At 69.6% G+C, this 24,342-nt stretch carries 24 protein-coding genes and 4 pseudogenes; 15 read left to right on the forward strand and 13 right to left on the reverse strand.

What is annotated here, in order from left to right; translation table 11 throughout:
• Nucleotides 1–93 precede the first annotated feature (93 nt).
• From ACFWTE_RS17975 to ACFWTE_RS18000, 6 genes are all read right to left on the reverse strand, one after another.
• Nucleotides 94–207: a methionine/alanine import family NSS transporter small subunit gene (locus ACFWTE_RS17975; protein ID WP_378780627.1), complete on the reverse strand. Its 114-nt coding sequence runs from the start codon at nucleotides 205–207 to the stop codon at nucleotides 94–96.
• The gene (locus ACFWTE_RS17980; protein WP_378780628.1) at nucleotides 207–1,757 is read right to left on the reverse strand and encodes a sodium-dependent transporter; all 1,551 of its coding nucleotides are present in this window, start codon (nucleotides 1,755–1,757) and stop codon (nucleotides 207–209) included. Before ACFWTE_RS17980 ends, ACFWTE_RS17975 begins: the two co-directional genes overlap by 1 nt.
• Before the next feature lie 263 nt (nucleotides 1,758–2,020).
• Nucleotides 2,021–3,088, reverse strand: a complete 1,068-nt coding sequence (locus ACFWTE_RS17985) for a pirin family protein (protein WP_378780629.1) — start codon at nucleotides 3,086–3,088, stop codon at nucleotides 2,021–2,023.
• A gap of 64 nt (nucleotides 3,089–3,152) precedes the next feature.
• Nucleotides 3,153–4,157 carry a DUF2804 domain-containing protein gene (locus tag ACFWTE_RS17990; RefSeq protein ID WP_378780630.1) on the reverse strand — a complete coding sequence of 335 codons (1,005 nt, stop codon included), beginning with the start codon at nucleotides 4,155–4,157 and terminating at the stop codon, nucleotides 3,153–3,155.
• A gap of 74 nt (nucleotides 4,158–4,231) precedes the next feature.
• Nucleotides 4,232–5,380 (reverse strand): winged helix DNA-binding domain-containing protein, encoded by a 1,149-nt coding sequence (locus ACFWTE_RS17995; RefSeq protein ID WP_378780632.1) that lies wholly within the window; start codon nucleotides 5,378–5,380, stop codon nucleotides 4,232–4,234.
• A gap of 444 nt (nucleotides 5,381–5,824) precedes the next feature.
• Nucleotides 5,825–6,211 (reverse strand): VOC family protein, encoded by a 387-nt coding sequence (locus ACFWTE_RS18000; protein WP_378780633.1) that lies wholly within the window; start codon nucleotides 6,209–6,211, stop codon nucleotides 5,825–5,827.
• A 286-nt stretch (nucleotides 6,212–6,497) separates the two neighbouring features.
• Between ACFWTE_RS18000 and ACFWTE_RS18005 the strand changes: the two genes are divergently transcribed.
• From ACFWTE_RS18005 to ACFWTE_RS18020, 4 genes are all read left to right on the forward strand, one after another.
• Nucleotides 6,498–6,932, forward strand: a complete 435-nt coding sequence (locus ACFWTE_RS18005; protein WP_378780635.1) for an SRPBCC domain-containing protein — start codon at nucleotides 6,498–6,500, stop codon at nucleotides 6,930–6,932.
• Entirely contained in the window at nucleotides 6,919–7,284 is a 366-nt protein-coding gene (locus ACFWTE_RS18010) for an ArsR/SmtB family transcription factor (protein ID WP_378780636.1), read from the forward strand. Before ACFWTE_RS18005 ends, ACFWTE_RS18010 begins: the two co-directional genes overlap by 14 nt.
• Entirely contained in the window at nucleotides 7,281–7,670 is a 390-nt protein-coding gene (locus ACFWTE_RS18015; RefSeq protein WP_378780638.1) for a VOC family protein, read from the forward strand. The genes ACFWTE_RS18010 and ACFWTE_RS18015 overlap by 4 nt, the downstream gene beginning before the upstream one ends.
• A 139-nt stretch (nucleotides 7,671–7,809) precedes the next feature.
• Nucleotides 7,810–8,565, forward strand: a complete 756-nt coding sequence (locus tag ACFWTE_RS18020; RefSeq protein ID WP_378780639.1) for a nucleotidyltransferase domain-containing protein — start codon at nucleotides 7,810–7,812, stop codon at nucleotides 8,563–8,565.
• Nucleotides 8,566–8,783: 218 nt separating this feature from the next.
• Here ACFWTE_RS18020 and ACFWTE_RS18025 read toward each other — a convergent pair.
• Nucleotides 8,784–9,076: pseudogene (locus ACFWTE_RS18025) on the reverse strand (IS5/IS1182 family transposase); the annotation flags it as partial.
• Nucleotides 9,077–9,241: 165 nt separating this feature from the next.
• Complete coding sequence (locus ACFWTE_RS18030; RefSeq protein ID WP_378780651.1) at nucleotides 9,242–9,946, reverse strand: GntR family transcriptional regulator; 705 nt, start codon at nucleotides 9,944–9,946, stop codon at nucleotides 9,242–9,244.
• Between the two features lie 115 nt (nucleotides 9,947–10,061).
• Between ACFWTE_RS18030 and ACFWTE_RS18035 the strand changes: the two genes are divergently transcribed.
• Entirely contained in the window at nucleotides 10,062–11,228 is a 1,167-nt protein-coding gene (locus ACFWTE_RS18035; RefSeq protein WP_378780640.1) for a mandelate racemase/muconate lactonizing enzyme family protein, read from the forward strand.
• Between the two features lie 249 nt (nucleotides 11,229–11,477).
• Nucleotides 11,478–13,148, forward strand: coding sequence for an SLC13 family permease (locus tag ACFWTE_RS18040; RefSeq protein ID WP_378780641.1), 1,671 nt, complete (start codon nucleotides 11,478–11,480; stop codon nucleotides 13,146–13,148).
• A gap of 117 nt (nucleotides 13,149–13,265) precedes the next feature.
• Here ACFWTE_RS18040 and ACFWTE_RS18045 read toward each other — a convergent pair.
• Together ACFWTE_RS18045 and ACFWTE_RS18050 are read right to left on the reverse strand one after the other, a co-directional pair.
• Nucleotides 13,266–13,815: pseudogene (locus tag ACFWTE_RS18045) on the reverse strand (IS5 family transposase); the annotation flags it as partial.
• Between the two features lie 279 nt (nucleotides 13,816–14,094).
• Nucleotides 14,095–14,382: a hypothetical protein gene (locus tag ACFWTE_RS18050; RefSeq protein WP_378780642.1), complete on the reverse strand. Its 288-nt coding sequence runs from the start codon at nucleotides 14,380–14,382 to the stop codon at nucleotides 14,095–14,097.
• Between the two features lie 305 nt (nucleotides 14,383–14,687).
• On the opposite strand from ACFWTE_RS18050, the gene ACFWTE_RS18055 reads away from it, so the two are divergent.
• Nucleotides 14,688–15,092: a DoxX family protein gene (locus ACFWTE_RS18055; RefSeq protein ID WP_378780643.1), complete on the forward strand. Its 405-nt coding sequence runs from the start codon at nucleotides 14,688–14,690 to the stop codon at nucleotides 15,090–15,092.
• A 293-nt stretch (nucleotides 15,093–15,385) separates the two neighbouring features.
• Here ACFWTE_RS18055 and ACFWTE_RS18060 read toward each other — a convergent pair whose 3' ends face one another.
• Both ACFWTE_RS18060 and ACFWTE_RS18065 read right to left on the reverse strand, forming a co-directional pair.
• The gene (locus tag ACFWTE_RS18060; protein WP_378780655.1) at nucleotides 15,386–15,544 is read right to left on the reverse strand and encodes a hypothetical protein; all 159 of its coding nucleotides are present in this window, start codon (nucleotides 15,542–15,544) and stop codon (nucleotides 15,386–15,388) included.
• 303 nt (nucleotides 15,545–15,847) lie between these two features.
• Nucleotides 15,848–15,997 (reverse strand): annotated as a pseudogene (locus ACFWTE_RS18065) (DUF1707 domain-containing protein); the annotation flags it as partial.
• A 350-nt stretch (nucleotides 15,998–16,347) separates the two neighbouring features.
• Between ACFWTE_RS18065 and ACFWTE_RS18070 the strand changes: the two are divergent.
• A pseudogene (locus ACFWTE_RS18070) lies at nucleotides 16,348–16,449 on the forward strand (IS481 family transposase); the annotation flags it as partial.
• A 102-nt stretch (nucleotides 16,450–16,551) separates the two neighbouring features.
• Here the strand turns inward: ACFWTE_RS18070 and ACFWTE_RS18075 are convergent.
• Nucleotides 16,552–17,295, reverse strand: coding sequence for a hypothetical protein (locus ACFWTE_RS18075; protein ID WP_378780644.1), 744 nt, complete (start codon nucleotides 17,293–17,295; stop codon nucleotides 16,552–16,554).
• A 654-nt stretch (nucleotides 17,296–17,949) separates the two neighbouring features.
• Here ACFWTE_RS18075 and ACFWTE_RS18080 point away from each other — a divergent pair.
• From ACFWTE_RS18080 to ACFWTE_RS18110, 7 genes are all read left to right on the forward strand, one after another.
• A complete protein-coding gene (locus tag ACFWTE_RS18080) occupies nucleotides 17,950–19,104 on the forward strand; it encodes a Gfo/Idh/MocA family protein (RefSeq protein WP_378780645.1) in 1,155 nt (384 codons plus the stop codon).
• Nucleotides 19,101–20,261, forward strand: a complete 1,161-nt coding sequence (locus tag ACFWTE_RS18085; RefSeq protein WP_378780646.1) for a dihydrodipicolinate synthase family protein — start codon at nucleotides 19,101–19,103, stop codon at nucleotides 20,259–20,261. Before ACFWTE_RS18080 ends, ACFWTE_RS18085 begins: the two co-directional genes overlap by 4 nt.
• 29 nt (nucleotides 20,262–20,290) lie before the next feature.
• A complete protein-coding gene (locus ACFWTE_RS18090; protein WP_378780653.1) occupies nucleotides 20,291–21,178 on the forward strand; it encodes a sugar phosphate isomerase/epimerase family protein in 888 nt (295 codons plus the stop codon).
• Between the two features lie 70 nt (nucleotides 21,179–21,248).
• Complete coding sequence (locus tag ACFWTE_RS18095; RefSeq protein ID WP_378780647.1) at nucleotides 21,249–22,154, forward strand: 5-dehydro-4-deoxyglucarate dehydratase; 906 nt, start codon at nucleotides 21,249–21,251, stop codon at nucleotides 22,152–22,154.
• Nucleotides 22,155–22,156: 2 nt separating this feature from the next.
• Nucleotides 22,157–23,245, forward strand: a complete 1,089-nt coding sequence (locus tag ACFWTE_RS18100; RefSeq protein WP_378780648.1) for a mandelate racemase/muconate lactonizing enzyme family protein — start codon at nucleotides 22,157–22,159, stop codon at nucleotides 23,243–23,245.
• Nucleotides 23,246–23,528: 283 nt separating this feature from the next.
• Nucleotides 23,529–23,915, forward strand: a complete 387-nt coding sequence (locus ACFWTE_RS18105; RefSeq protein WP_378780649.1) for a DUF2784 domain-containing protein — start codon at nucleotides 23,529–23,531, stop codon at nucleotides 23,913–23,915.
• A gap of 272 nt (nucleotides 23,916–24,187) precedes the next feature.
• The coding region (locus ACFWTE_RS18110) for an NAD(P)-binding domain-containing protein (protein WP_378780654.1) at nucleotides 24,188–24,342 on the forward strand (155 nt) is incomplete at its 3' end.

The following is a 24,342-nucleotide window of genomic DNA, read 5'->3' on the forward strand; positions in this document are numbered from 1 at the left end:
GGGGGGGGGGGGGGGGGGTGGTCGGGGTGGGGGGGGGGGTGCTGACCACCCCCCCCCCCGCCCCGCCCGTGGTCGTTCTTCCCGGTGCCGGGGTTACTCCGCCTCGGGCTCCTCGGGGTGGCGACGCAGGTGGATGACGGACGCGATGAGGCCGCCCCAGAGCACGATGACGGAGACCGCCATCATGACGATCGCGCTGGTGGACATCAGCTTTCCCCTTCCTTGGTGGTGGTCCCGGCAGCTTCCTGGGCCGCGTCGTCACGGGCGATGGCGTCGGCGCGCTTCCAGGGGAAGAGCGAGATGACGATCCCCAGGACGATGGCGCCGATGGCCAGGCCCCAGCCGGCGGAGAGCAGGAACCCGGTGGGGTAGCCCGCGTAGTTCTCGGAGAGTTCGGTGCGCACGCTGTCCCACATCATGAAGCCGAGCAGGATCGGTGTGACCCCGGCCAGCGCGACCTTCCACCACGTACCCAGGCGGAGGGAGGAGACGGCGTTGGTGTGCGCCTGGAACATCGGCAGCTTGCGCAGGATCCACCCGAACACGATGATCATCACGAGCCCGGCCAGCGCGATGCCGTACTGGTTGATGAAGTGGTCGAACACGTCCAGGAAGTGCAGGCCCTCCGGTGTGGGGAAGAGCAGGATCGAGGCCAGGGCCGTGGCGCCTCCGACCATCAGCACGGACTGGACGCGTCCCAGCCCGAGGCGGTCCTGAACAGCCGACACGATCACCTGGACGATGCTGATGAGCGAGGTCAGGCCGGCGACCGTGAGCGAGCCGAAGAACAGGATGCCGAACAGTGCTCCGCCCAGCGGCAGCGTGGAGATGATCTGCGGGAACGCGACGAACGCCAGCCCGATGCCGGACGTGGCGACCTCGTCGACGCCGGTGCCCGCCGCGTTGGCCATGAAACCGAGCGCCGCGAACACCCCGATGCCCGCGAGCAGCTCGAAGGAGCTGTTGGAGAAACCGGCGACGAGGGCGGACCCGGTCAGGTCGGCCTTGCGGCGCAGGTAGGACGCGTAGGTGACCATGATGGCGAAGCCGATGGACAGTGAGAAGAAGATCTGGCCGTAGGCCGCGACCCACACACTCCCGTCGAGCATCGCGCTCCAGTCGGGGGTGAACAGCGCGTCCAGGCCGAGTGTGGCCCCGTCCAGGGTGAGCGCCTGGGCGACCAGCAGGAGGAAAAGCACGACCAGCAACGGGATGAAGACCTTGTTGGCCTTCTCGATGCCGTTGCGTACTCCCAGGGCGAGGACGGCCAGGACGACCGCCCACACGCCCACGAGCGGCCAGGCGACCCCGGAGACGTAGCCCGAGACCATGCCGGGCGCGTCGCTCATCTGGAGGAAGTCGTTGAAGAAGAAGGCGTTGGGGTCCTCTCCCCACTCCTGGGAGACGGAGAAGCCGACGAATCTGACGGACCATGCGATGATCACGGCGTAGTAGACCGCGACCACGAAGCAGATGGCCACCTGCCACCAGCCGATCGCCTCGGCGGGGCGGGCGATACGCCGGTAGGACAGCGGTGCCGAGGACCGGTACTTGTGCCCGATGCTGTATTCCAGGACCAGCAGTGGGATCCCGGCGGTGAGCAGGGCGATGAGGTACGGCAGCAGGAACGCGCCGCCCCCGTTCTCGTAGGCGATGTAGGGGAATCGCCAGATGTTCCCCAGTCCGACGGCGGATCCGATCGCCGCCATCAGGAATCCCGCGCGCGTCCCCCACTGCTCGCGAGGCTGTTCGGCCATGTTCAGGCCTCCTAAATCATCCCGTAGTTCGCGAATCGCACCGTAGCAGGAGTTGGCCCCAGTGGCATGGTGGGAACGGTCCGCTTCGCGGCATGTCGCATGGCAGCGCGCGTTTCGGATTGTTTTGTGCAGATATGACATACCCGGTGTGTGGGTTCAGGAACGCTGAACTTCCGCCTTCGGTCACGCTTGCGCACGCCGACGGCGGCGCCCCGGGGCCGGGACGCCGCCGCGCGGACGGTGGGGACGGGCCGTGAGACGCGTCAGGGGCGGTGGCGGGGCCTCGGGCGCAGACGGGCGTTGGGCAGGTCGGGTGCGGGCAGTGCCGCCTCCTCGTCACCGGCCACCGCGGAGAAGCGGCGCTCGGGGCCGGGGGCCTCGCGCTCCCGCTCCCACGCGGTGCGTGCCCGCACGATCTCGTCGTGGTCGCGGCCGACGAAGTTCCACCACATCACGAGGTCCTCGGCGAAGGGCTGGCCGCCGATGACCAGCATCTGGGCGGCCTCCTCGGCGTGCAGTTCCACGTGGTCGCGGCCTTGGCCCAGGTAGAGCAGGGACCCGGCCCGCACCCGGTGCCCGAGGGTGTGCACGGTCGTGTCCAGGGGCAGGACACCGTGCTCGAAGGCCGGGTCCAGGGGCATGCGTACACGGGCACCGGGCTCCAGCACCAGTTCGGCTCCCATGAGCGGGGTGTAGGTGCGGGCGGGGGAGCGGTGGCCGTCGACCTCGCCCATGATGACCGTGACCCGCCCCCCGGCGGGTGTCCGGTCCGGCGGGGACGAGGCGCCCCCGCCGGTGTGCGCACCGTGCGGGTCCAGTCCCGGGAGGTCGAGGGCGGGCAGCTCGGTGTGGTGCTCGAAGTGCGGGGTCCCTTCGCGGTCGGCCTCGGGCAGGGCCACCCACAGCTGGGCGCCGTGCAGGAGGCCGGGCGCGTCGGAGGGAGTGCGCTCGGAGTGGGCGATACCGTGCCCGGCCGTCATGAGGTTGAGCTGGCCGGGACGGACCAGCTGGTCGGAGCCGACGCTGTCGCGGTGGTGGACCGACCCCCTCACCAGCCAGCTCACGGTCTGGAGTCCGATGTGGGGGTGCGGGGGCACCTGCATGCCGGCGCCGGTGGAGACGTCGGTGGGTCCGTAGGCGTCGGCGAAGCACCAGGCGCCGACCATACGACGGTTCTTGCCGGGAAGGGCCCGGCGGACCAGCATGGCGCGGGGGCCTCCGAGCGGGACCTCGCGGGGTTCGAGGAGCTCGGTGTCCGGTGCGGGTAGGGCGGGGCCGGTCTCCCCGGCGCAGACGCGCTCTTCACAGGGGTGGGGTTCGAGATTGCTCACCCTGCCGAAAGTAGCCGAGGCGGACCCGGTGCACGTGGTGCGCGGTGGCTGGGTGGTGCCCTCCTCACCAGCGCATGTGCACGTGTTCGGCGAACCCGAACAGTCCGTCGACCGACACCGGGCGGCCGTCGTCGGCGCGGATGGTGCCGGTGTAGTGGCCGAAGCACTGGTGGGTGTCGTTGACGACCAGCCCGGTGTCGGTGTGGTCGACCCTCTCGTGGAAGGGGGTGAAGACGAGGTCGACCTGGTCGGATCCGGGGGTGCGGATCCACCAGGGGGTGAGGGCGTCGTCCGGGTCGTAGTCCCATTCGAGTTCCTCCCCGATCTTGGACAGGCGGCCGTCCACGCACAGGGCGTTCTCGGTCAGGCCCGTGCCCTCGGTCCATCGGCCGCCGAACTGGAGGCCCACCGTGTGGCCGTTGGTGCGCCCCGAGGCGGCGCCCCAGTTCCACCGCGTGTCGTAGGGCCACCGGCCGCGCCCGTGGTCGAGCACCCCCCACGCGTCGGTGAAGTCCAGGACGTCCCGGCCGAGGCGGACCGAACCCCGGGCGGGGCGGGCGGTGTGCTTGGAGGTGTATTGGAAGCGGTCGGCGCTCCAGGGGATGACCACGCTCATGCTCTCGTGGCCCTCGGGCAGGTCGACGGTGAGGTCGGCGTTGAGTCTGCCCTCGGGTGTGTCGCAGGAGAACCGGAGCCGGGTAGCACCGGGCACCTCCTGGATGCGGGCGCGTACAGGGCCGATCGCGGCGCCGGTCCCCGAGCCGAGGCTGTCGGGCAGACGGACTCCGTGCGCGAGAGGGTGCAGGGAGGTGCGACTGATCTCCCGCCCCCCGTACTCCAGGAGGTACACGCTGGTCAGGCCGAGGTAGTCGATGTCGGCGACGGTGACGGCAACCAGGTGGGTGGGGGTGGACACACACCAGTACTCCCACTTCTTGCGGCGGCCCCACCCGGGCATCGCGCTCCGGTGCAGGGGGGTGCGGGACCACCCCACGGCGTCGGGGTTGAGCCGACCGTCGGGGGCGCACAGGTCAACGGGGTCGGTGATCTCCCGCTCGTGTGTTGCCATGCCCGGCAGCATAGGGGGGAGCGGAGCCGCCGGTAAGGGCCCGGCGGGGTCCGTTCCGGACACGCCCGGGACGGTCAGGCGTGGGGCCCCACGGTGATGGTCCCGAAGGTCAGGCGCGGGGTGGCCTGGAGGATGAGTCCGATACGGTCGGCCTGCTCGGCGACGGCGTCGCGCTGGGTGGGAGAGAGCGGAACCAGGGCCTCCACCGTCACGTCGAGGTGCCGTCCGGTCCTGCGCTGGTGCCAGACCCCGGCGGCCAGGCCCTCCAGGTACAGGACGGGGTAGTTCCCGGCCTGGCCCGCGGCGAGCGCGCGCTGCTGGGCCGGGCCGGGGAAGACCACCTCGCGCGGGTGGCAGCCCACGGTGTAGGCGTCGAAGTAGGGCAGCAGCAGGACGTCCGGGGCGGGCGCGGGAGGGGGAGCGGTGTCCCCGGCGATCCGGTAGAGGGTACTGCCCTCCACCTCCACGGGTTCGACGAGATCGCCCAGGGACGCGAACAGCTCGCCCGCCCAGCGCCTGGGCGCGGAGAGCCACTTGGCGAAGTGCTGGGGTGTGGCCGGGCCGTAGGCGCGCAGGTACCCGGTGACCACGTGGGCGAGGGCCTGGTCGGGGTCAGCGGGGGTGAAGCCGGGCAGCCACCGGTGAGGGCTGGTGTAGGTGACCTTGCGCCCGCGCATGGGCCCGAAGCACAGGGAACCGTGGTTGGCGAGGGTGTGGGTGGCCTGGCGCCAGCGCGGCCACTTGGTCGAGAAGGCGTCCATGACCGGGTCCGCGGCCCAGGAGCCGACCCGCTCGGCCAGAGCCCCGGTGAGTTCGTCGACGGTCATCTCGGTGTCGGCGAGGACGGCGGCGGAGGCTTTGACGAGTTCCCCGGTCTGCTCGGGGGTGAGTAGGGCTCCCTTGGGGGAGGGGTTGCCCGCGCGCTGGGCGGCCGAGAGCGCCGCAGTCCACAGCGGCAGCTCGCGGGTGGGCAGCAGGTGGACGGTACCGCGCGGGCCGAAGGTCTTGACCAGCTCGTGGGTGTCCCACAGTGCGGCGCGCACGTGCGTGCGGTCGGCGCCCTCCAGGCGAAGGCCGACCGACACCTCGGCCGCCGACATCACCTGGGCGTGGGCGCCGCACATGGCGCCGACCACGTCGGCAGCGCTCGCGCCCGGGGAGGTGAGCGCGTGGCGCCACAGGCGTCGCGCGGTCATGTCCTGCCAGGTGGTGGGGGTGCCCATGGGTCTCCTCGGGGGTGCTGTGGTGCCTGTGGCCCCACCCTAGGAAACCTGGAGGCCAGGAACTGTCCTCCACTGGCGTGATCTCACAGATCACGGCCAGCCGCAGGAGGGTGCGCACCGCGATGGCGCAGCTGGGGCGCCGGTGGTCTTCGAGCTGACCACGGCCTCGGGGTGTATCGCCCGTCGCGGCGTCGGGATACTCAAGGGGTCCCTCATCGCTGTGGGGTTCGGCGTGTTCGGGATCGAGGGAACGGCCGATGGAAGGGACCTGCTCATCGTGGACGCGCACGGCCGCACCGTGGTGGACAAACGGTGGGTGCGGCAGACAAGCCAGTGGCGGGTACGTCGTGGCGGAGCTTTCGCTGAACGCGGGCAGGGCCGAGCAGGCCGCGCTCGTCCCCGTGCTGCGGTCGACGCTGGCCCGGTCACGCCACCGCCGAGTGGTCAGCCGAGTAGGTCCCAACGGTTCCCGGAAATGTCGAAAAAGACCGCAAATCGGCCGTAGGGCTCCGTGCGCGGCTCGGTGGCGAATCGGACCCCGGCGTCGACCATCCGCGCGTGGGCCGCTTCGAAGTCGTCCACGCGCAAGAAGAACCCGACGCGTCCAGCGACCTGCCCGCCGACCACCGTGGCCTGGTTCTCACCGTCGGCTCGGGCCAGGAGCACACCCGTCGCCGCGCCGGGAGGACGCACCACGACCCACCGCTTGGGGCGTCCGTCCTTGGTCACCGAGGGGGAATCCTCCGCGAGTTCGAAACCCAGGGCGTTGACGAAGAACTCGATCGCGGGGTCGTAGTCATCAACGACGATGGTGACCAGGTCCAGGTTCATGCCGTCAGCCTAAGAGGTCTTGTACTTGGGGGTTGAGGAGGACCCCTGCAGAATCTGGCGGTAGACCCCCACTCAAGGTCACGTTCAGATCACGGCAGCCCCCGCTCAATCGCGATATCAGAACGGTAGGTGGCGGTAACTCCGCCCTCGACGGTTCGCTAACGCCACTGGCTGCTCGGCTGTTGCCCAAGCCCCGCCACCGCGGCAATCCTCGCGCACTCATGTATCGCAACCCATTGGTTGTGATAGGTTGCATGGCAACCGAAGTGTTGCAATGGAGGTTGCGATGCCCGTCCCGGACAACATCGAGCGCGTGCTCGAACTCGCCCATCCACCCGAGAAGGTGTGGGCCGCGTTGACCACCGCCGAAGGACTCGGCGGTTGGTTCGGCTCCCGCGCGGAGATCGACGACCTGCGTCCTGGTGGCGAGGCGCGCGTGTGGTGGGACCAGCAGGACGGGCACACCCTCGCAATCCAGGTCGTCGAGCCGCCCCACCGGTTCGCCTACACGTGGGCGATCGACGGACTGCCAGCGGGCGACCCGCACCGGACCCGGGTCGAGTTCACATTGGAGCCCACCAGCACGGGTACGCGGTTGATGGTGCGCGAGACCGGCTTCGCCCGGCTGCCGGACGACCTGGCCGGCGCCTACGAGGACAACACCACGGGCTGGCGGACGGAGCTGACCGAGTTGGCCGAGTACCTCGATGCCGCTTCCTGACCGCCCCGAGACCGATACCGAGTCGACCGCCCAGGCGGTCTTCACCGCACTGGCCGACCCGACGCGGCGCCGCATCCTCGCCGAACTCGCCGCGCACGGCCCGGCGACGGCGACCGATCTGGCTGACCGGCTCCCCCCTTCACGCCAGGCGATCGCCAAACACCTCGGCCTGCTGTCCGATGCCGGACTGGTCCGGGCGGAGACCGGGGAGCGGCGCCGGATCCGCTTCCGGCTGCAGACCGGGCCGGTGGCCGTTGCCCAGTCGTTTCTCGCCGCGATGGCGCGCGACTGGGACGGCCGCCTGAGCGCACTGCGCGACCACCTCGACGACCCTAGGAGGGATGGGACATGACCCCGACGTTCCGCGGCGGCCACAACATCGCCATGAAACTGCCCAAGGCCCAGTTCGACCGCACCGTCGCCTTCTACCGCGACATTCTGGGAATGGAGGTCACCGACGAGAGCAGCGAGGCCGTCGCGGACGGCGTTGCCCAGAGCGCATCGGTGCGGTTCGGTCCGGTCAAGCTGTGGTTCGACCGCGTCGACAACTACGCGCGGGCCGACCTGTGGCTGGAGCTGTTCACCGACGATGTCGGCCTCGCGACCCGGCACCTGGCCGCGCACGGTGTCGCGGTCCAGGACGAACTGGAACCGCTCCCTTCCGGACTGGATGCCCACTGGATCAGCAGCCCGGTGGGCATCCCGCACATCGTCCGGCTCACCGAGGAGGCGCAGTAGGGGGTTGAGGAGGAGGGCACGGCTCTACCGCTAAATCCTGGAGTAGTCCTTCTCGCCCCCTGATACGCTCGAAAACTTTGTTCGCGCCGGAAGGAACTCCATGGACATGCCCTCCCCGCACCGCCGTTTCCTCGATGATGTGCTCCCTAAGATTCGGCAGGAGCCGAGAATTGCCGGTGTTGCCGTTGCGGGGTCGATCGCGGGAGGGCTCCCCGACATCTACTCCGATGTCGACCTGGTCGTGGCCGTCGAGGACGAGGCGTTCGATTCCGTCATGGCCGATCGCCTCGCTCTGATTGGCTCATGGACCGACCTCGTGGCGGGGTTCATTGGGGAGCACGTCGGCGAACCCCGCCTGATCATCACTCTCGTCGGCCCGCCTCTTCTTCATGTCGACTTCAAGTTCGTGCGGGTCTGCGACTTCGCCGAGCGCATCGAGGACCCCGACATCCTGTGGGACCGGAACGGCGCCCTGGCCGACGCCCTCGCGGCGCACCCGCTGGCGGCTGATCCGCTCGACCTCCAGTGGATCGAGGACCGGTTCTGGATCTGGGTGCACTACGGTGCTACGAAGCTCGGCCGCGGCGAGTTGTTCGAGGTCATCGGCTTTCTCGGCTACCTGCGCGATGCCGTGCTGGGCCCGTTGGCCGCGCGGCGGGCGGGAGCGCCGCCCCGCGGCGTCCGCCACCTCGACTCTGTCGCACCAGAGGAGGCCCGGGAGCTGCGGGCGACCCTCTGCGGTTACGACCCCCATGAGGCCGGCCGGGCCCTCCTCGCCACGGTCGACCTCTACCGACGCTGGCGCGACGACACCGGAATCACCCTCGACCCCCGCCGCACCGCCGAACAACTCGCTGTCCGTTACCTCCACGACGTCATCGACCAGCAGGCCTGACCGAAGTGCTCCGGCGGGTCACCGAGCGGGGGTGCGTCCAGGGTGACGACTGGCTGCCCACCTGCGGACCTGCCCGAACCGCCTCCCGTCAGGGTCTTCGGTAACGAACTGATCGAACTTCAGGAATTCTGAAGCATCCTCATACCGAAGCCCGCGGGTCGGTGAAGGCGGCGAGCTCGCCCGCTAGATCCTGGGGGAGGTCCAAAGGGCTCATCCGATTTGGTGAGCCAGCGGTGGCAGATCAGTGTGCGGGGAAGGCCAGGAAGTGGTCGGTTTTGCGCTCGTAGTGGCAGTGCAGGCGACGACATCCAGTCGGCCGGGCCATGATGCGGTGGACCTGCCACCAGCGCTGTCCCAACCGCTTCGAGGACTCCATACCCTTGCGGGCCAGGAGGTGGACGATCCCGCATGAGCGGAGCCACCGGCGCAGATGATGCTCGTCGTATTTCTTGTCGCCATGCAACTCGGTGGAACGCCGGTGCGCGGTGGGCCCGGATGGGCCGAACACCGGTAGAAGCTGCGCCCAGGTTCACCCGTCCGAAGCTACGGCTGTTCCTCGCTTCCGTCGTCGCCCAGGGCGTCCAGGTAGAGCAGCAAAGCCGAGCTGTCCTGGCGCATCGGGCGGGACGCGGTGGAGTGCCGTTCCGCGGCCGTGGAGCTGCCGCTTCGTGCCGCCTCAGGTCGAATGCCCGGCGAAAGGGTGGTAGGCGGCGTGTTCCCTGCCTTCGAGAGCGTCCGTGACCATGGCTCCAAGACTGTTGAGGATGTGGGAGCGCACCAGTCCGGCCGCAGCGGCGCCGTCGCCGATGACGACGAGCTCCAGGATCTCGTGGTGCTGGTTCAGGTCGAGGGTGCGCGGCTCGGCGCCAGCGGGCAGTTCCAGGCCGATCCGCCGGTACCGGTCGGCCTTGTCCCACAGGTCGTCCAGAAGCCTGATCATCACGTTGTTGTGGGAGGCGGTATAGATCGCCCGGTGGAAGGCCCTGTGCGCCGCGATGGCCTCCTCGCCCCAGGTGCGGGTGACCGGAAGGAGTGCGTCGGCCGCCGCCCTCATCGTGGCGATCTCCCGTTCCGTCCGGCGCAGCGCGGCGAGCTCGGTAGCGGAGGGTTCCAGCGAGAAACGGGTCTCCAGTAGCTCACGTGCTTCGGAGGCACTCATGGGTGCCACGCGAACATCTCGGTGGGTCTCCATCACGACCCAGTCCTCGCTGGCCAGCCGTCTGACCGCCTCACGCAGGGGGGTGATGCTCATCCCCATCTCCTCGGCCAGGTCGTACTGCGACAGGCGTGATCCCGGGGCGAGCTCACCCGAGGTGATGCGGCGGCGCAGCTCGGTATAGGCCAGCCCACCCTTGCTGGAGAAGACGTTGGCGCTGTTCATCGTGACCTCTCTCACAAGATCTTCCCTCATGGGCTTGTGGGCTCCATCTCGGTCAGTATAGGGTCCGCATAACTTATAAGAGGCTTATAAGATCTATTTCCGCAGGAAGAGACCTATGCGAATCGTTTCCGCCCACGCCGGCACCATCCCGATCAGCTCGTCGATGCGCAACGCCTACATCGACTTCAGCAAGATGGACTGCACGATCCTGGCCCTGGTCAGTGACGTCGTGGTCGACGGCAAGCCGCTGGTGGGCTACGGCTTCAACTCCAACGGCCGGTACAACGCCACGGCCATCCTGAACGAGCGGATGCTGCCGCGGCTGCGCGACGCTGCGGCCGAGGACCTGCTCGACGAGAACGGCGAACTCTCACCCGCCCGCGCGTGGGACGTCATGATGCGCAACGAGAAGCCCGGCGGCCACGGTGAGCGCTCCGTCGCCGTCGGCGTGGTGGACATGGCTCTGCACGACCTCGCCGCCAAGGCCGCGGGCGTGCCGCTGTACCGGTGGATCTCCGACCACTACGGTGACGGCGACCCGGACGAGGACGTCTTCGTCTACGCCGCCGGCGGCTACTACGCGCCCGGCAAGACCCTGCAGGACCTCCAGGACGAGATGCGGGGCTTCCTCGACGCCGGCTACGAGATCGTCAAGATGAAGATCGGCGGCGCCGACCTGGCCGAGGACCTCAAGCGCATCGAGGCGGTCATCGACGTCCTGAACGGCGACGGCTCCCGGCTGATGGTGGACGTCAACGGCAAGTTCGACCTGCGCACCGCACTGGAGTACGGCCGGGCCATCGACCAGTACGGCCTCTTCTGGTACGAGGAAGTCGGCGACCCGCTGGACTACGGCCTCAACGCGACGCTGTCGGAGCACTACCGCAACCCCATCGCCACCGGCGAGAACCTGTTCTCCCTGCAGGACGCCCGGAACCTGATCCGCTACGGCGGCATGCGCCCGGACCGCGACTTCATCCAGGTCGACCCGGCGCTGAGCTACGGCCTGACCGAGTACCGCCGGGTCCTGGACATGCTCGCCCAGCACGGCTGGTCCTCCCGCCGGTGCATTCCGCACGGCGGACACCAGTTCTCACTGCACATCGCCGCGGCCCTCAAGCTCGGCGGCAACGAGTCCTACCCCGGAGAGTTCCAGCCCACCGGCGGCTTCACCGACGACGCGGTGATCACCTGCGGCCGTGTGGCGCCGGGTGACCTCCCGGGCATCGGGCTCGAGGGCAAGGCGGAGTTCCACAAGGCCCTCCGGGGCCTGCACGGCTGACCGTCCGAGACCGGTGGCTCCCGGGATGGTCGCGGACACGGGAGCCGCCGCCTCCGAGACGGCGTGAACGGCCGTCCGAACCACGGGCGCCGCCGACGGAGTCAGTGCCACGACCGGCGACGGTCTCCTATTTCCTCGCGGAGTTCCCACGGCCCCATTCCCGCTCACGGCCGAGGTCGATCCGCGTACCCCCCAACCGGTCTTTTCGCCGCGGTTCGCGTCGAGCCGAAGACCAGAGAAGGTGCAGCAATGGCAACCTCTTACCCGTATCCCCTGTGGGAGAGCCTGTGGGCGTCCCACAGGCAGATCAAAGGGCTCCTGACGTTCTCCAAACGCGGGAAGTCGCCACGGGCGGAGTCGGTGACCTCCAGCGGCGGACCCGCCGCCCATGACAGCCCTGAAAGCACGGGGCCGGCCGTGGAGTCCGGTGGGCCCGGCCCCGGTTACACACCCGCGCGCGTTACAGGGCTGGCACTCGGCCCGCTGTTGTTCGTGGCAACGCTCATGTTCTTCGAACCCGAGGGGCTCTCATCGGCGGGGCGAGCGGTCCTCGCCACCACCCTCTGGGTCGCGACCTGGTGGATCACCGAGGCGATCCCCATCCCGGTCACGTCCTTGCTCCCGGTCGTGCTCCTGCCGCTGACCAGCGCGCTGGACGGCGATGCCGTGGTCGCGGCGTACGGCAACGACATCATCTTCCTGTTCCTCGGAGGGTTCTCGCTCGCGATCGCGATGGAGAAATGGAACCTCCACCAACGCATTGCCCTCTCGATCGTCGCGGCGATCGGGACGAGCCCGCGTCGTATTGTCCTCGGCTTCATGGTCGCGACTGGCTTCCTGTCGATGTGGGTCTCCAATACGGCCGCCACCATGATGATGATCCCCGTCGGGCTGGCGGTCGTGTACCAGGCCGCACGTTCGCTGCGGGGAGGGGAGTTCGCCGACGACCTGCCCAAGTTCGAGAAGTCCATCGTCTTCGGCATCGGGTACGCGGCCACCATCGGCGGCCTCGGGACGCTGATCGGAACACCGCCGCTCGCCGTTCTCGCGGCGACCGTGGGGGAGCTCTTCGGTGAGAGCATCTCGTTCGGAGGGTGGATGGTGTTCGGGGTCCCGATCGCCGTCATCCTCCTGGCCCTGGCGTGGTTCTACCTGACGGGCGTCAAGCTCAGGGTCCGGTTCAAGCAGCTTCCCGGCGGCAGGGAGATCATCCGGGAAGAGAGGAGGTCCCTCGGCGGGATGTCCACCGAGGAGAAGGTTGTACTCGGCGTCTTCCTCGGAACGGCGTTCATGTGGGTGACCCGGTCCTTCCTCTGGGAGGACCTCCTTCCGGGGATCAGCGACGGGGTGATCGCGATCGCTGCGACGGTGGTCCTGTTCACGCTGCCGAGCCGCAGTGCCGGGGAGAAGAGAATCCTCCAATGGGAGGACTCGAAGAAGATCCCCTGGGGGATCCTCCTGCTGTTCGGCGGCGGGCTGGCCATCGCCGCGGGGTTCGTCGACACCGGCCTCTCCGCGTGGATCGGCGAGCAGTTGCGCGTGCTCGACGGGGTCAACATCATCCTGACCATCATCCTCGCCACCGCGCTCGTGCTGTTCCTGACGGAGATCACCTCGAACGCCGCGACGGCGACGATGATCCTCCCGGTCATGGCAGCCCTCGCGGTCTCCCTGAACATCCACCCGTACGCGTTGATGGTCCCCTGCGCGATGGCCGCGAACTGCGCGTTCATGCTCCCGGTAGGCACCCCTCCGAACGCCATCATGTTCGGCACCGGCAGGGTGAAGATCATGGAAATGGTCAGGACCGGGTTCTGGCTGAACCTCATCGCCCTCGCCCTCGTCATCGCGGGGACGCTGTTCCTGCTGCCGCTGCTGTGGGGAGTCGACCTCATGACCATCCCTGCTGAGTTCCGATAGCCGGATCGTCCGGAGATGAAGTCGGCCGGTTCCTGTTGACCGAACCCGGTGGAGCGGCTCTTCGCCGAGATCACCCGCTGGGTGATCCGGCGGAGGCCCTACACATCGGCCCCCGATTTTGGGGGCCAGGCGGTACACGATCCCCCGTTGGCGGAGCCACCGACGCAGGTGGGCGTAGTCGTAGCCCTTGTCGCCATGTGGCTTGGCCGGTTTGTGCCGCCTGAGTCCGCGGCGGGAGCGGATCGGCGGGATCCCCACCACCAGGGGCTGTAAGGCCTGGCTGTCGTCGGTCTCGGCCCCCGAGATCGCCACGGACAGGGCAGGCCGGCCCGGTCGGTGATCAGGTGAATCTTCGACCCCTTCTTGCCCTGGCCGACAGGATTCGGACCCGTCAGGTCCCCCCTTTGAGGGTCCGCATGTTCACCGAGTCGATCACACACCGCGACCAGTCCAGCCCACCGCGGGAACCGGGCTCGTCCAGCATGAGCCGGTGGAGTTTGGCCCGGACCCGCACTTGGGTCCACTCGGTGAAGCGCCGGTGCACGGCGGCACCGGAGGGGCCGAACACCGGCGGGAACTGGGTCCAGGCGCAGCCGGACGCGGCCACGAAGATGATAGCGGCCACGACTTGGCGGTTGCCGTGTCTGCTGCCCCGGTCTCCCGCACCCCATGCCCAAGCTGCGTCCGTACCGCTTTCAGGCGCTCACTGTCGGTGTGAATCAACCCTACTGGCGCAAGCCCGGCCAGGAGGTCAAAACGGCTGACGCAGCAGATCAACTGCCTACCGACGGATCAAGTCCGATGACGCCGGACACCACGGGCAACGTCGCGTTGCACGGGGGCTTCCGTGGTCTCGCCGTGACCTCCAGTGGGGTCTACCGCCACATCCTGGAGTGGTCCTCCTCGACCCGGCTACCTTGCCCGGCTTCGGGAGTGCCTCACCCGGTCAGGGGACCAGGAGGTAGAAGGGCTCGTCGGCCGCTGCGCCGTTGACCCCGGTCAGCACGCCGATCGTGAAGTTGTCGATGATCTTGGTGAAGATCTCGCCCCTCCAGTCGGCGGACTGGTTCAGCGTCGTTTGGGGGACCGTCCCGGTCGCGTTGATGTGCGACTCCAGGGTGATGCTGTAGCGGCCGGCTCCGGTGCGGTGGACCGCGACGACGCCCTTGCCGTGCTGGAGGGTGCCGTCCTTGGCGACGGCTGCGGCGGCCTGACCGGAGCGGGTCGCGCCCACCTGCTCGCCTACTGGGAGGCCTACGCCGACCTGTACCCGGAGGTGGAGGTCGACACCGAGGCCGCCGGTCGGGTTTAGGACCAGAGGAGGCTAACCGCTGCTTATCGGCGGCCGGTCAAGATGGATTGGCGGGTGCGGATGCACGACAGCCCCCGTGCGGCGCCCCACCACCCGGGGGCTGTCGTGATCTCCGCCACGAACGGGGTGCTCGGCTTGAGTGTGCCCCAAGGGCATGGTTTCTCATTTGTTGCGCCACCTCACGACCTCCGACCGGGACACGGTCGACCACGACGACAGGAACCGACATGCCCACGACGACGCCCTCAACCCGACCCCGACCCGTCGCCGGCACCGTCGCCCTCTGGGCGTTGCAGGTGCTGCTGGCCGTCGTGTTCGCGTTCATCGCCCTCCCGAAGGCGATGGCCGACCCCATCGCCGTCGCGCCATTCGATCTGATCGGGCTCGGCATCCCCGGCATGGTCGTCGTCGGCTGGCTGGAGCTCGCCGGGGCGATCGCGCTGCTCGTCCCCCGGCTGTGCGGCCTCGCCTCGCTCTGCCAGGTCCCGCTGATGATCGGCGCGACGGTCCTGAGCGCCGTCGTGACCCCGGACCTGGTCGCCATCCCGGCGTGCACCCTGGTCCTAGTCTGTGTCGTGGCCTGGTTCCGCCGACACGACACCGCCGCCCTCGTCCGGATGGTGCGCCGCTGATGGGCATCACCTGCCAGGTGGGCCAATCCGCCAGGTGCGCAGACCAGTCGCAGATTCCATCTGACGCAATAGCGTTCAGTTACCAAGTACGCCGGAAAGGGGCAACGGGGTTCTCCAGTGAAGCCCAGGAGGGCTAACCGCTCTTACCGGTGTTGAGTCAACCAGGGTTGACGAATCCGGGCGCGAGAAAACCCCTCGCGCAACGAGTCGTTGCGGAAGGGGTTTCGTGATCTCGGTGTGATGTTCGGGGGCGGGAAGCGCCAGCTCCTGGAGCGGTCCTCCTCCACCCCTGGCTAGGTCGGGTTGCTGTCCAGCTTGCGCCGTTCCCTGCGGTTGGGGTGGCGGATGGCTACTCCCGCCATGCCGCCGGACCCGGCGAGCCGGATCAGCGGAGTTCCCGGAAGCCGGTCGGGGGTGGTCTTGTCCGTCAGGCCGCCAACACCGGGATCCATGCCGCTGGTGTCTGCGGCCCAGCCGTCGGGGATGACAATCGTGACACCAGATGTCTCCCCGTACGCCTCCACTGCGACCTCCGTGAGGCGGCACTCAACCCGGGTGAAGTCAATCTTCACACCCCCCACGCCTCCGTGAGCGATCACGTGCCCGGGAACCTCCCAACGCCCGGGGCCTCGAGACGCGCCATACATGCCGCCCTTGAGCACCAGTGGCGGCTGACTCGCAGAGGAATTCAGTCTCGGCAAGTCAGCGGTCAGCACAGCCAATTCGGCGTGAGTCCTGGACTTCAACGCCTGCTCCAGACGCGAATCCAGCTCATCGAGATCGATTCGCCCCTCGGCTGCCGCATCGCGCAGCTGCTCCACCACTGCTTCCCGGTCGTCGTGAGAGGCGCGGAGCTCTCCTGATGGAGCAGGGAGCAGAGAGGGATCCGGGGGTTGGGCAGTCATGGCCACAAGGATAAGCAGCCAGCGGACTGGGACTGCACGTCTCAGGTCAGCACACCTGGACGGCCCGGTTGTCGCCGGGTAGCCCCGGCGCGGTTCACTTCTCAGCGGTCAGACGACCAAGGTCGACGGACGCGGGCACAGCGAAGCCCCCGAGCGGCATCGTGTTGAGAGGGGGCCGTTTGCCGTAGCTCCGGGAGAACCGGACCTACAGAAAGGGTCAGACCCCGAACGCGGCGGGGTAGCGGATGGTGCCGGTCAAGGAGGGCGGGCACCGTCCAGACACAAGCGGAGAGGGCCTCCGGTATCGGTGTGGAGTGCGACATCTGCACCGACTCACCGGAAGGCCCTCGATGGCTCACACCACCCACGCCAACGCCCGTCTCACACCCGCCGGACGCCCGGCCCTGGCCCGCTGCGTGGTCGAGGACCGCTGGCCCCTGCGCCGGGCCGCCGGGCCCCGGACCGGGGCTCCTTCCGCCCGCCCCGCAGCGCCAGGCACCCCGTCCCGGCTGCCTTGCAGCCCGTAGCTTCGGGGAACCGCCGCCCGGTGCGCATCACACAGCCCGCAGACACCATCCATAGTCGACGGTGGTACCGGCTTTGACCCTGATCGTGGCGGCACCGCCCCACTTGACGTAGGCGCGCTCCTCGGGCGGCGGCACATCGCGCATGCTGCCGTAGCGGCCCAGGTGACAGCCGTGGCCCACCTGGTCATAACCCTGTCGCGCGCCGATGACGAAGACCTTGGGAATGATCTCGTACAGGTCCATCTCGGGGTTGCCGCGGCTGCCGAAGATGTTGGTGGGGAAGACGGTGATGTCCTCGGCGTAGGCGAACTCCAGGCGTCCATCGCGCAGGCTCACCAGGCGCAGTGCCTGGGTGAAGGGGCCGGGCGGGGTGCCGTTGGCGCGAAAGCACAGGATCCATCGGCCCGCGTCCTGGTTGGCGTACTCCTTGCTGAGGGCACCGCCGTCCCACCGGTAGTTCCCCTCGTCGTCCGAGGTGGTGACCTGAGAGGTCCACGCGTCCAGGTAGGGCTCGCTGCCCTCAGAGGTGATGTTGTAGTAGGACAGGATCTGCACGGCGGGCGAGTAGGTCCAGCCCGTCCCCTCCAGTTGGCCGGCGAAGGGCGCAAGCGCCTCGGGCCTGGTGGTGGTGCACGCGTCCAAAAGTTCGGCCAGGCTCAGCAGGTCCGGGGGCAGCGCATCCGCCCGCGCCGCAGATTCCTGGGTGATCTCGGGTGCGGTCGGGAGCGGGGGGAAGTCGGACGAGGCCAGGGATCGGGTGTCGTCGCTCATCGAGTGCCTTTCTCGGGAGAGTGCATCCGCGGGGGGTGGAGCTGCGGCTCCGCAGAGATCCCCCATCCTACGCACGGAGACTACGCTCAGTAATGCGAATGTCACATGAGGAGTCGGTGTGCGTTCTGCTGGGTGGATCTCGAATAGGTCTGCCAAGTCGTGTCCTGGTCTGACTCGTGGGTCGTGCTGGTCCTGGTGCGTCCGTGGTCCTGATGCTCGTCGGTGGATCGCTGGATCGCCTGCGGTAGTGGGTCGCCGGGTGGAGTCGTGGGCGTGATGGCACTGACGACCCGGAGGTCGACGCGATGGTGACGGCGGCGACGGAGTCGGAGCGGCGGGCGCCTTGGGCCACTCGGAAACCCCGGCTTGGTCTCCCTTCTGACCTGCCAAAACGCAGATTTGTCGTGGGATTTTCCGCCAGAACCACCGGGCCCCCTGCGGCTGCCCGCGATCCGCGTGTGGCCTCACCGCAGAGCTCCGAACAGGACACTCCTCGGCGCGAGCCTTCGCTCCGACGCCCCCGGGCCTCCGCTCGCGATGTTTTCCGCGTCTTTCCACCCCGGATCGCGGCGCGGCGCCTTCGGGCCTCTGGTGTGGACGGACGGTTTGCCGTACGCTGGAAAGCGCTTTCACAAGGAGAGGTGGTAACAACCCATGAGTGATCACGTGCTGGGTGTCGCCATGAACGGCGTCACAGGACGCATGGGGTACCGGCAACACCTGACCAGGTCGATCCTGGCGATCCGCGAGGCCGGAGGGGTTCCCCTGCCCGACGGCTCCCGGATCATCCCCGAACCAGTGCTGGTCGGGCGCTCCGAGCGGAAACTGCGCGAGATCGCGGACCAGCACGGTATCGAGCGCTGGACCACCGACCTGGACTCGGTTCTCTCCGACGACCGGATCTCGGTGTACTTCGACGCCCAGATCACGCACGCCCGCGAGGCTGCCGTCCGTGCCGCCATCGCCGCGGGCAAGCACATCTACGTGGAGAAGCCGACCGCGAGCACGCTCAGCTCGGCACTGGAACTGGCCAAGCTCGCCCGCGACGCGGGCGTGCGCAACGGCGTGGTGCAGGACAAGCTCTTCCTGCCCGGCCTGCTCAAACTGCGCCGCCTGGTCGAGAGCGGCTTCTTCGGAAAGATCCTTTCCGTCCGGGGCGAGTTCGGCTACTGGGTCTTCGAGGGCGACTGGCAGCCCGCGCAGCGACCCAGCTGGAACTACCGCGCCGAGGAGGGCGGCGGGATGGTGCTGGACATGTTCCCGCACTGGCACTACGTGCTGGAGCACCTGTTCGCCCCCGTGCGCACGGTGACCGCCAAGGTGGCCACCCACATCCCCGAGCGCTGGGACGAGGAGGGGCGCGCCTACCAGGCCACCGCCGACGACTCCGCCTACGGCATCTTCGAGTTGGAGGGCGGCATCATCGCCCAGATCAACTCGTCCTGGAACGTGCGCGTCAACCGCGACGAACTCGTGGAGTTCCAGGTCGACGGCACCCACGGCAGCGCCGTGGCGGGGCTGCGCACCTGCCGCGTCCAGCACCGCGCCTCCACCCCCAAGGCGGTCTGGAACCCCGACCTGGAGGACCCGGCCAGCTACCGGGAGCAGTGGGACGAGGTTCCCGACAACACCGAGTTCCCCAACGGGTTCCGCGCCCAGTGGGAGGGCTTCCTGCGGCACGTGGTCCTGGACACCCCGTTCCCGCACGACCTGCTCTCCGGCGCGCGGGGCCTGCAGATGGCCGAGGCCGGCCTGCGTTCGGCGCAGAACGGGCACACCGTCGAACTGGACGGGGTCACACTCACGTGAACACACTGCGCCTACCCTCCCCTGACGGCGCCGTCGCGCCCTACACCCTGACCGGTGTCCCCGCCGACACCTCGCCCCTGCCGCCCGCCCACTCCCGCGTCGCCTTCGCGGCCGCCCACGTGGTCGCCGACCCGTCGGCGCCCAACGCTCCCGGAGCACCCGCCCGCCTGGACTGGGAGGCCACCCTGGCCTTCCGCCACCACCTGTGGAACCAGGGGCTGGGCGTGGCCGACGCGATGGACACGGCCCAGCGCGGCATGGGCCTCGACTGGGAGACCACCGCCGAGCTGATCCGCAGGTCGGGAGCGGAGGCCGCCGCGCGCGGCGCCGCCCTGGCCTGCGGCGTGGGCACCGACCAACTCGCTTCTTCCGATGTCGACTTGGAAAGCGTTATCACGGCCTACGGGGAACAACTCGACGTGGTGCAGGGGGCTGGTGCCACACCCGTCCTGATGGCCTCACGTGCCCTGGCTGCCGTGGCCGGGGGACCCGGCGACTACGCCAAGGCATACGGCCGCCTGCTCCAGCGGGCGGAGCGCCCCGTCATCCTGCACTGGCTGGGCACCGCCTTCGACCCGGCCCTGGCCGGGTACTGGGGATTCGCCGACCCCGCCGAGGCCATCGAACCCGTGGCCGCGCTGATCGCCGAGCACGCCGACGCGGTGGAGGGCATCAAGGTCTCCCTGCTCGACGCCGCCCTGGAGATCAGACTCAGACGGCTGCTCCCCGAGGGCGTGCGCCTGTACACCGGTGACGACTTCGACTACCCCGACCTGGTCCTGGGCGACGAGCACGGCCACTCCCACGCCCTGCTCGGGATCTTCGCCGCCATCGCCCCGGCCGCGGCCCGGGCGCTCGCCGCCCTGGACGAGGGCGACACCGACCGCTACCGCGCGCTGATGGACCCGACGGTCCCCCTGGCCCGGCACCTGTTCGCCGCGCCCACCTTCTACTACAAGACCGGCATCACCTTCCTGGCCTGGCTCAACGGCCACCAGAAGGGATTCCACATGGTGGGCGGCCTGCACAGCGCCCGCGACCTGCCCCACCTGGCGCAGGCCCTGCGTCTGGCCGACGCCGCCGGGGTCCTCTCCGACCCCGACCTCGCCACGGCGCGCATGCGGTCCCTGCTCCAGGTGTCGGGGGTGGACCAGTGACCACGTATCCGCCCGGCGGCGCCGCGCCGATGGTCCCCACCGCCGTGGACGTCCCCTCCGGCCTGCCCGCGGCCGTGCCCACCCCGGAGCCGGGCGACCCCCGGCTCGCGCGGCTCTCCCTCAACCAGGCCACCGTCAAGCGCTGGAGCCTGACCCAGGCCGTGGACGGGTGCCTGCGCGCCGGGCTGCCCGCCATCGGTCTGTGGCGCGAACCGGTCGCCGAGACCGGGTTGGCCAAGGCGGCGGACCTGGTGCGCCGCAGTGGGCTGCGGGTCTCGTCCTACTGCCGGGGCGGGTTCCTCACCGGCGCGGACCGGGCCGCCGCCTTGGACGACAACCGGCGGGCCGTCGACGAGGCCGCCGAACTGGGTGCGCCCTGCCTGGTCATGGTGGTGGGCGGCCTGCCGGACGGCGACCGCGACCTCGCCGGTGTGCGCGAGCGGATGGCCGAGGCCCTGGCCGAGCTGGTCCCGTACGCCCTCGAACGCGGTGTCCGCCTCGCCCTGGAGCCGCTGCACCCGGTGTTCTGCGCCGACAGGGCAGTGCTCTCCACTCTGGGGCAGGCCCTGGACCTGGCCGAGCGCTTCGATTCAGCCGCCGCGGGCGTGGTCGTGGACGCCTACCACGTGTGGTGGGACCCGCAGGTGTGGGACCAGATCGAGCGGGCCGGGGCGGGCGGGCGCATCGCCTCCTTCCAGGCCTGCGACTGGGTGGTGCCGCTGCCCGTCGAGAACCTGCTGGGCCGGGGCATGGTCGGCGACGGCCACGCCGACGTGCGGGGTCTGCGCCGGGCCGTGGACGCTGCGGGCTACGACGGCGACATCGAGGTGGAGATCTTCAACCAGCAGGTGTGGGACGCCGACGGCGACGACGTCATCGCCACGCTGGTCCGGCGCCACGTGCAGCACGTCCTGTGAGGTCCTCGGACCCTCACCGGGGCCGCCCCACCCCAGGGCGGCCCCGATCCCTCAACAGTGAAGGAGCAGTATGAACTTCGACGGAATCCTGTTCTTCCCCCTCACCCCCTTCGACTCCGGGGGAGGGGTCTCCGAGACCGTGCTGGCCGAGCATGTGGCCTCGGGCGTGGAGCACGGGGCGGGCGGAGTGTTCGCGGCGTGCGGAACCGGCGAGGTGCACGCCCTGTCGGCCTCTGAGCACGCCGCGGTGGTGCGGCGGTCGGTGGAGGTCACGGCGGGCCGCGTGCCCGCGGTGGCGGGCGCGGGCGGCAGCGTCGGTACGGCCGTCGAGCAGGCCAGGGCTGCCAGGGAGTTGGGTGCGGACGCCGTGCTGCTGCTGCCGCCCTACCTGGTGGGTGCCCCGCAGCGCGGGCTGGTGGAGTACGTGCGCACGGTGACCTCGGCCGTCGACATCCCGGTGATCGTCTACCAGCGCGGGTCGATGGCGTTCACCCCCGAGAGCGCCGCCGAGTTGGCGGGTATTCCCACCGTGGTGGGTATCAAGGACGGGCTGGGCGACCTGGGGCGTATGCACCAGATCGTCCTGGCGGTGCGGAAGGTGCGTGGTGAGGACTTCACCTTCTTCAACGGGTTGCCGACGGCGGAGCTGACGGTGGCGGCCTACCGGGGCGTGGGGGTGCCGCTGTACTCGTCGGCGGCGTTCGCGTTCGTGCCCGAGGTGGCCAACGCCTTCTACGAGGCCTTCCACGCGGGGGACCCTCTCGCGGACCGGCTGCTGTCCGAGTTCTTCGAGCCGTTGGTGCGGCTGCGTGACCGGGTGCCCGGGTACGCGGTGTCCCTGGTCAAGGCCGGAGCCCGGCTGCGCGGGGTGGACGTGGGCGGGGTGCGTGCGCCGTTCGTCGACCCCACGGACGAGGAGGTGGCGGCCCTGGGCGGGTTGATCGAGACGGGTCTGTCCCTGGTCAAGGAGGGCTGACGGTGCGTGTCACCGGGGTCGAGGCCCGTGCCTTCCGGTTGCCCCTGCACCGGGCCTGGGACGGGGGAGTGGACCGCAACGACGTGGTGGTGGTGCGGGTGGCCACCGACACGGGGTTGGTCGGAACGGGGTTCTCGTGGACCCCGCTGATCGGGGCCCGGGCGGTGGCGGCGCTGATCACCGACGACCTGGGGCCCGTCCTGGTGGGTGGTGCGGCGCACCCCTCCCGTTGGGACGAGCTGCGTTGGCACCTGCGCGAGGCGGGGACCAGCGGGCTCACCCTGATGGCCCTGGCCGGGGTGGACATCGCCCTGTGGGACCTCGCCGCCCGTGAGGCGGGGGTGAGCCTGGTCGACCTGGTGGGTCGGCGGCGTGAGTCGGTGGAGTCCTACGGCAGCGGCGTCAACCTCGACTACTCCCTGTCCGACCTGGTGGAGCAGGTGCGGGGTTGGGTCGGGGACGGTCACCGTGCGGCCAAGATGAAGGTGGGCTCGGCCGAGATCGCCCGTGACGTCGAACGTGTGGGCGCCGTACGGGAATCGTTGGGGCCGGACCGGTTGTTGATGGTGGACGCCAACCAGCGTTGGGACGTGCCCGCGGCGACGCGGGCGCTGAGCGCGCTGGAACCGTTCGATCCGTACTTCGTGGAGGAGCCCCTGCCCGCCGAGGACCTGGAGTCCCATGCCCGGCTGCGTGAGCGCACCCGGGTCGCGTTCGCGATCGGTGAGAACCTGCGCACGGCCGCCGAGTTCGAGCGGGCCGTGGACCTCGGGGTGTGCGACATCGCGCAGCCCAACGTGGTGCGGGTGGGCGGGGTGACCCCGTTCCTGCGGATCGCGGAGTCGATGGCGCGCCGCGGCGTGCCGGTGGCTCCGCACCTGTTGCCCGAGCTGTCGGGCCAGTTGGCGCTGTGCCTTCCCCGGGTGGCCATGGTCGAGGACATCGACCGTGCCTCCTTCGCCGCGCTGGGAGCGTTGGCCCGCCCCAGCGGGGTGGAGTTCGACCGTGGGACGGTGCGCGCCGACACCGGGCTCGGCCACGGCCTGGTGTTCGCCGACACGCTCACCCCGGTCGCGGCCCACTCCCCCTAGCACCGGGACCGCGACCGTTCGCCGGGGCGCCCTCCGTTCGCGGGGGCGCCCCGGCGCGCTTTTTGCCCCCGGTGGTCACTCGGCGTGCAGGGGATGGTCCTTCGGGCCCGGGTTCCGGTGGTCCTCGCAGCGCCCCACCGTGGAGGCGGGTCAGGTCCCCGGGCGTCGGATCCGCGAGGCCCGCCCCCGCGCAGGAGTACGGTCCCGACCTGAGTAGGGGTACTCAAGGGGGGTGGGGGCGGGTACCGATGTACGCGGACCCGCCCGAGCCTAGGTTCGGGACATGCCCTACCTCCTCCTCGGCCACACCGCGATGGTCCTCCACTTCCTGTTCTTCGGCTTCGTCGTCCTCGGCGGGTTCCTGGCCTGGTATCGGCCCCGGATGTTCTGGGTGCACCTGGCGGTCGCCGCCTACGCGCTGGGCATCGTGATCGTCGACTGGCCGTGCTTCCTCACCGAGATCGAGAACTGGGCCCGGCTCAACACGGGGCGCCCGGTGATGGAGTTCGGCTTCATCGACTTCTACCTGACGGACCACCTGTACCCGCGCGAGCACCTGATGACCTCGCGTTACGTGATCGCGGGCATCGTGGCCACGGCCTGGGCGGGCGCCTGGGTGCGCCACCGGCGCGCCCGGTCCCGCAGCGGGGAGCCCGCGTCTGCGGCCTGAGCGCGGTTGCGTGCCCGACCGCAGGGGGACGGTGGTGGTTTCCGGCCTGGTCCGGCCGGGGCCACCTGACCGTGCGTGTTCGCGTCGGCCCCGGCGGTGCTCACCCGTGTCCGGTGCGTGTGTCTCCCGAACACCTGAGGGCTCTTCAACGGGGGCCGCGTGCGCAGAGGGCCCACGTCGTCCGCTGTTCCCCGACACGCCTTGCGCGTCGCCGATTTGCCCCTGACACCAGTGGTAGGTCCTAGCGTGGTCGGGTGAGCCCCGCGCCAGGGGTGTGGGGGGCTCGGTCGGACCACGACGGGGAAGAGGGAACGGCGATGTCGACTCTGGGGATCATCGGAAGCGGGAACATCGGAACGGCGGTCGCGCGGCTGGCGGTCGCGGCGGACATCGACGTGGTGATCGCCAACTCGCGCGGCCCGCAGAC

It is taken from the genome of Nocardiopsis sp. NPDC058631, assembly GCF_042716955.1.
Taxonomy (GTDB): domain Bacteria; phylum Actinomycetota; class Actinomycetes; order Streptosporangiales; family Streptosporangiaceae; genus Nocardiopsis.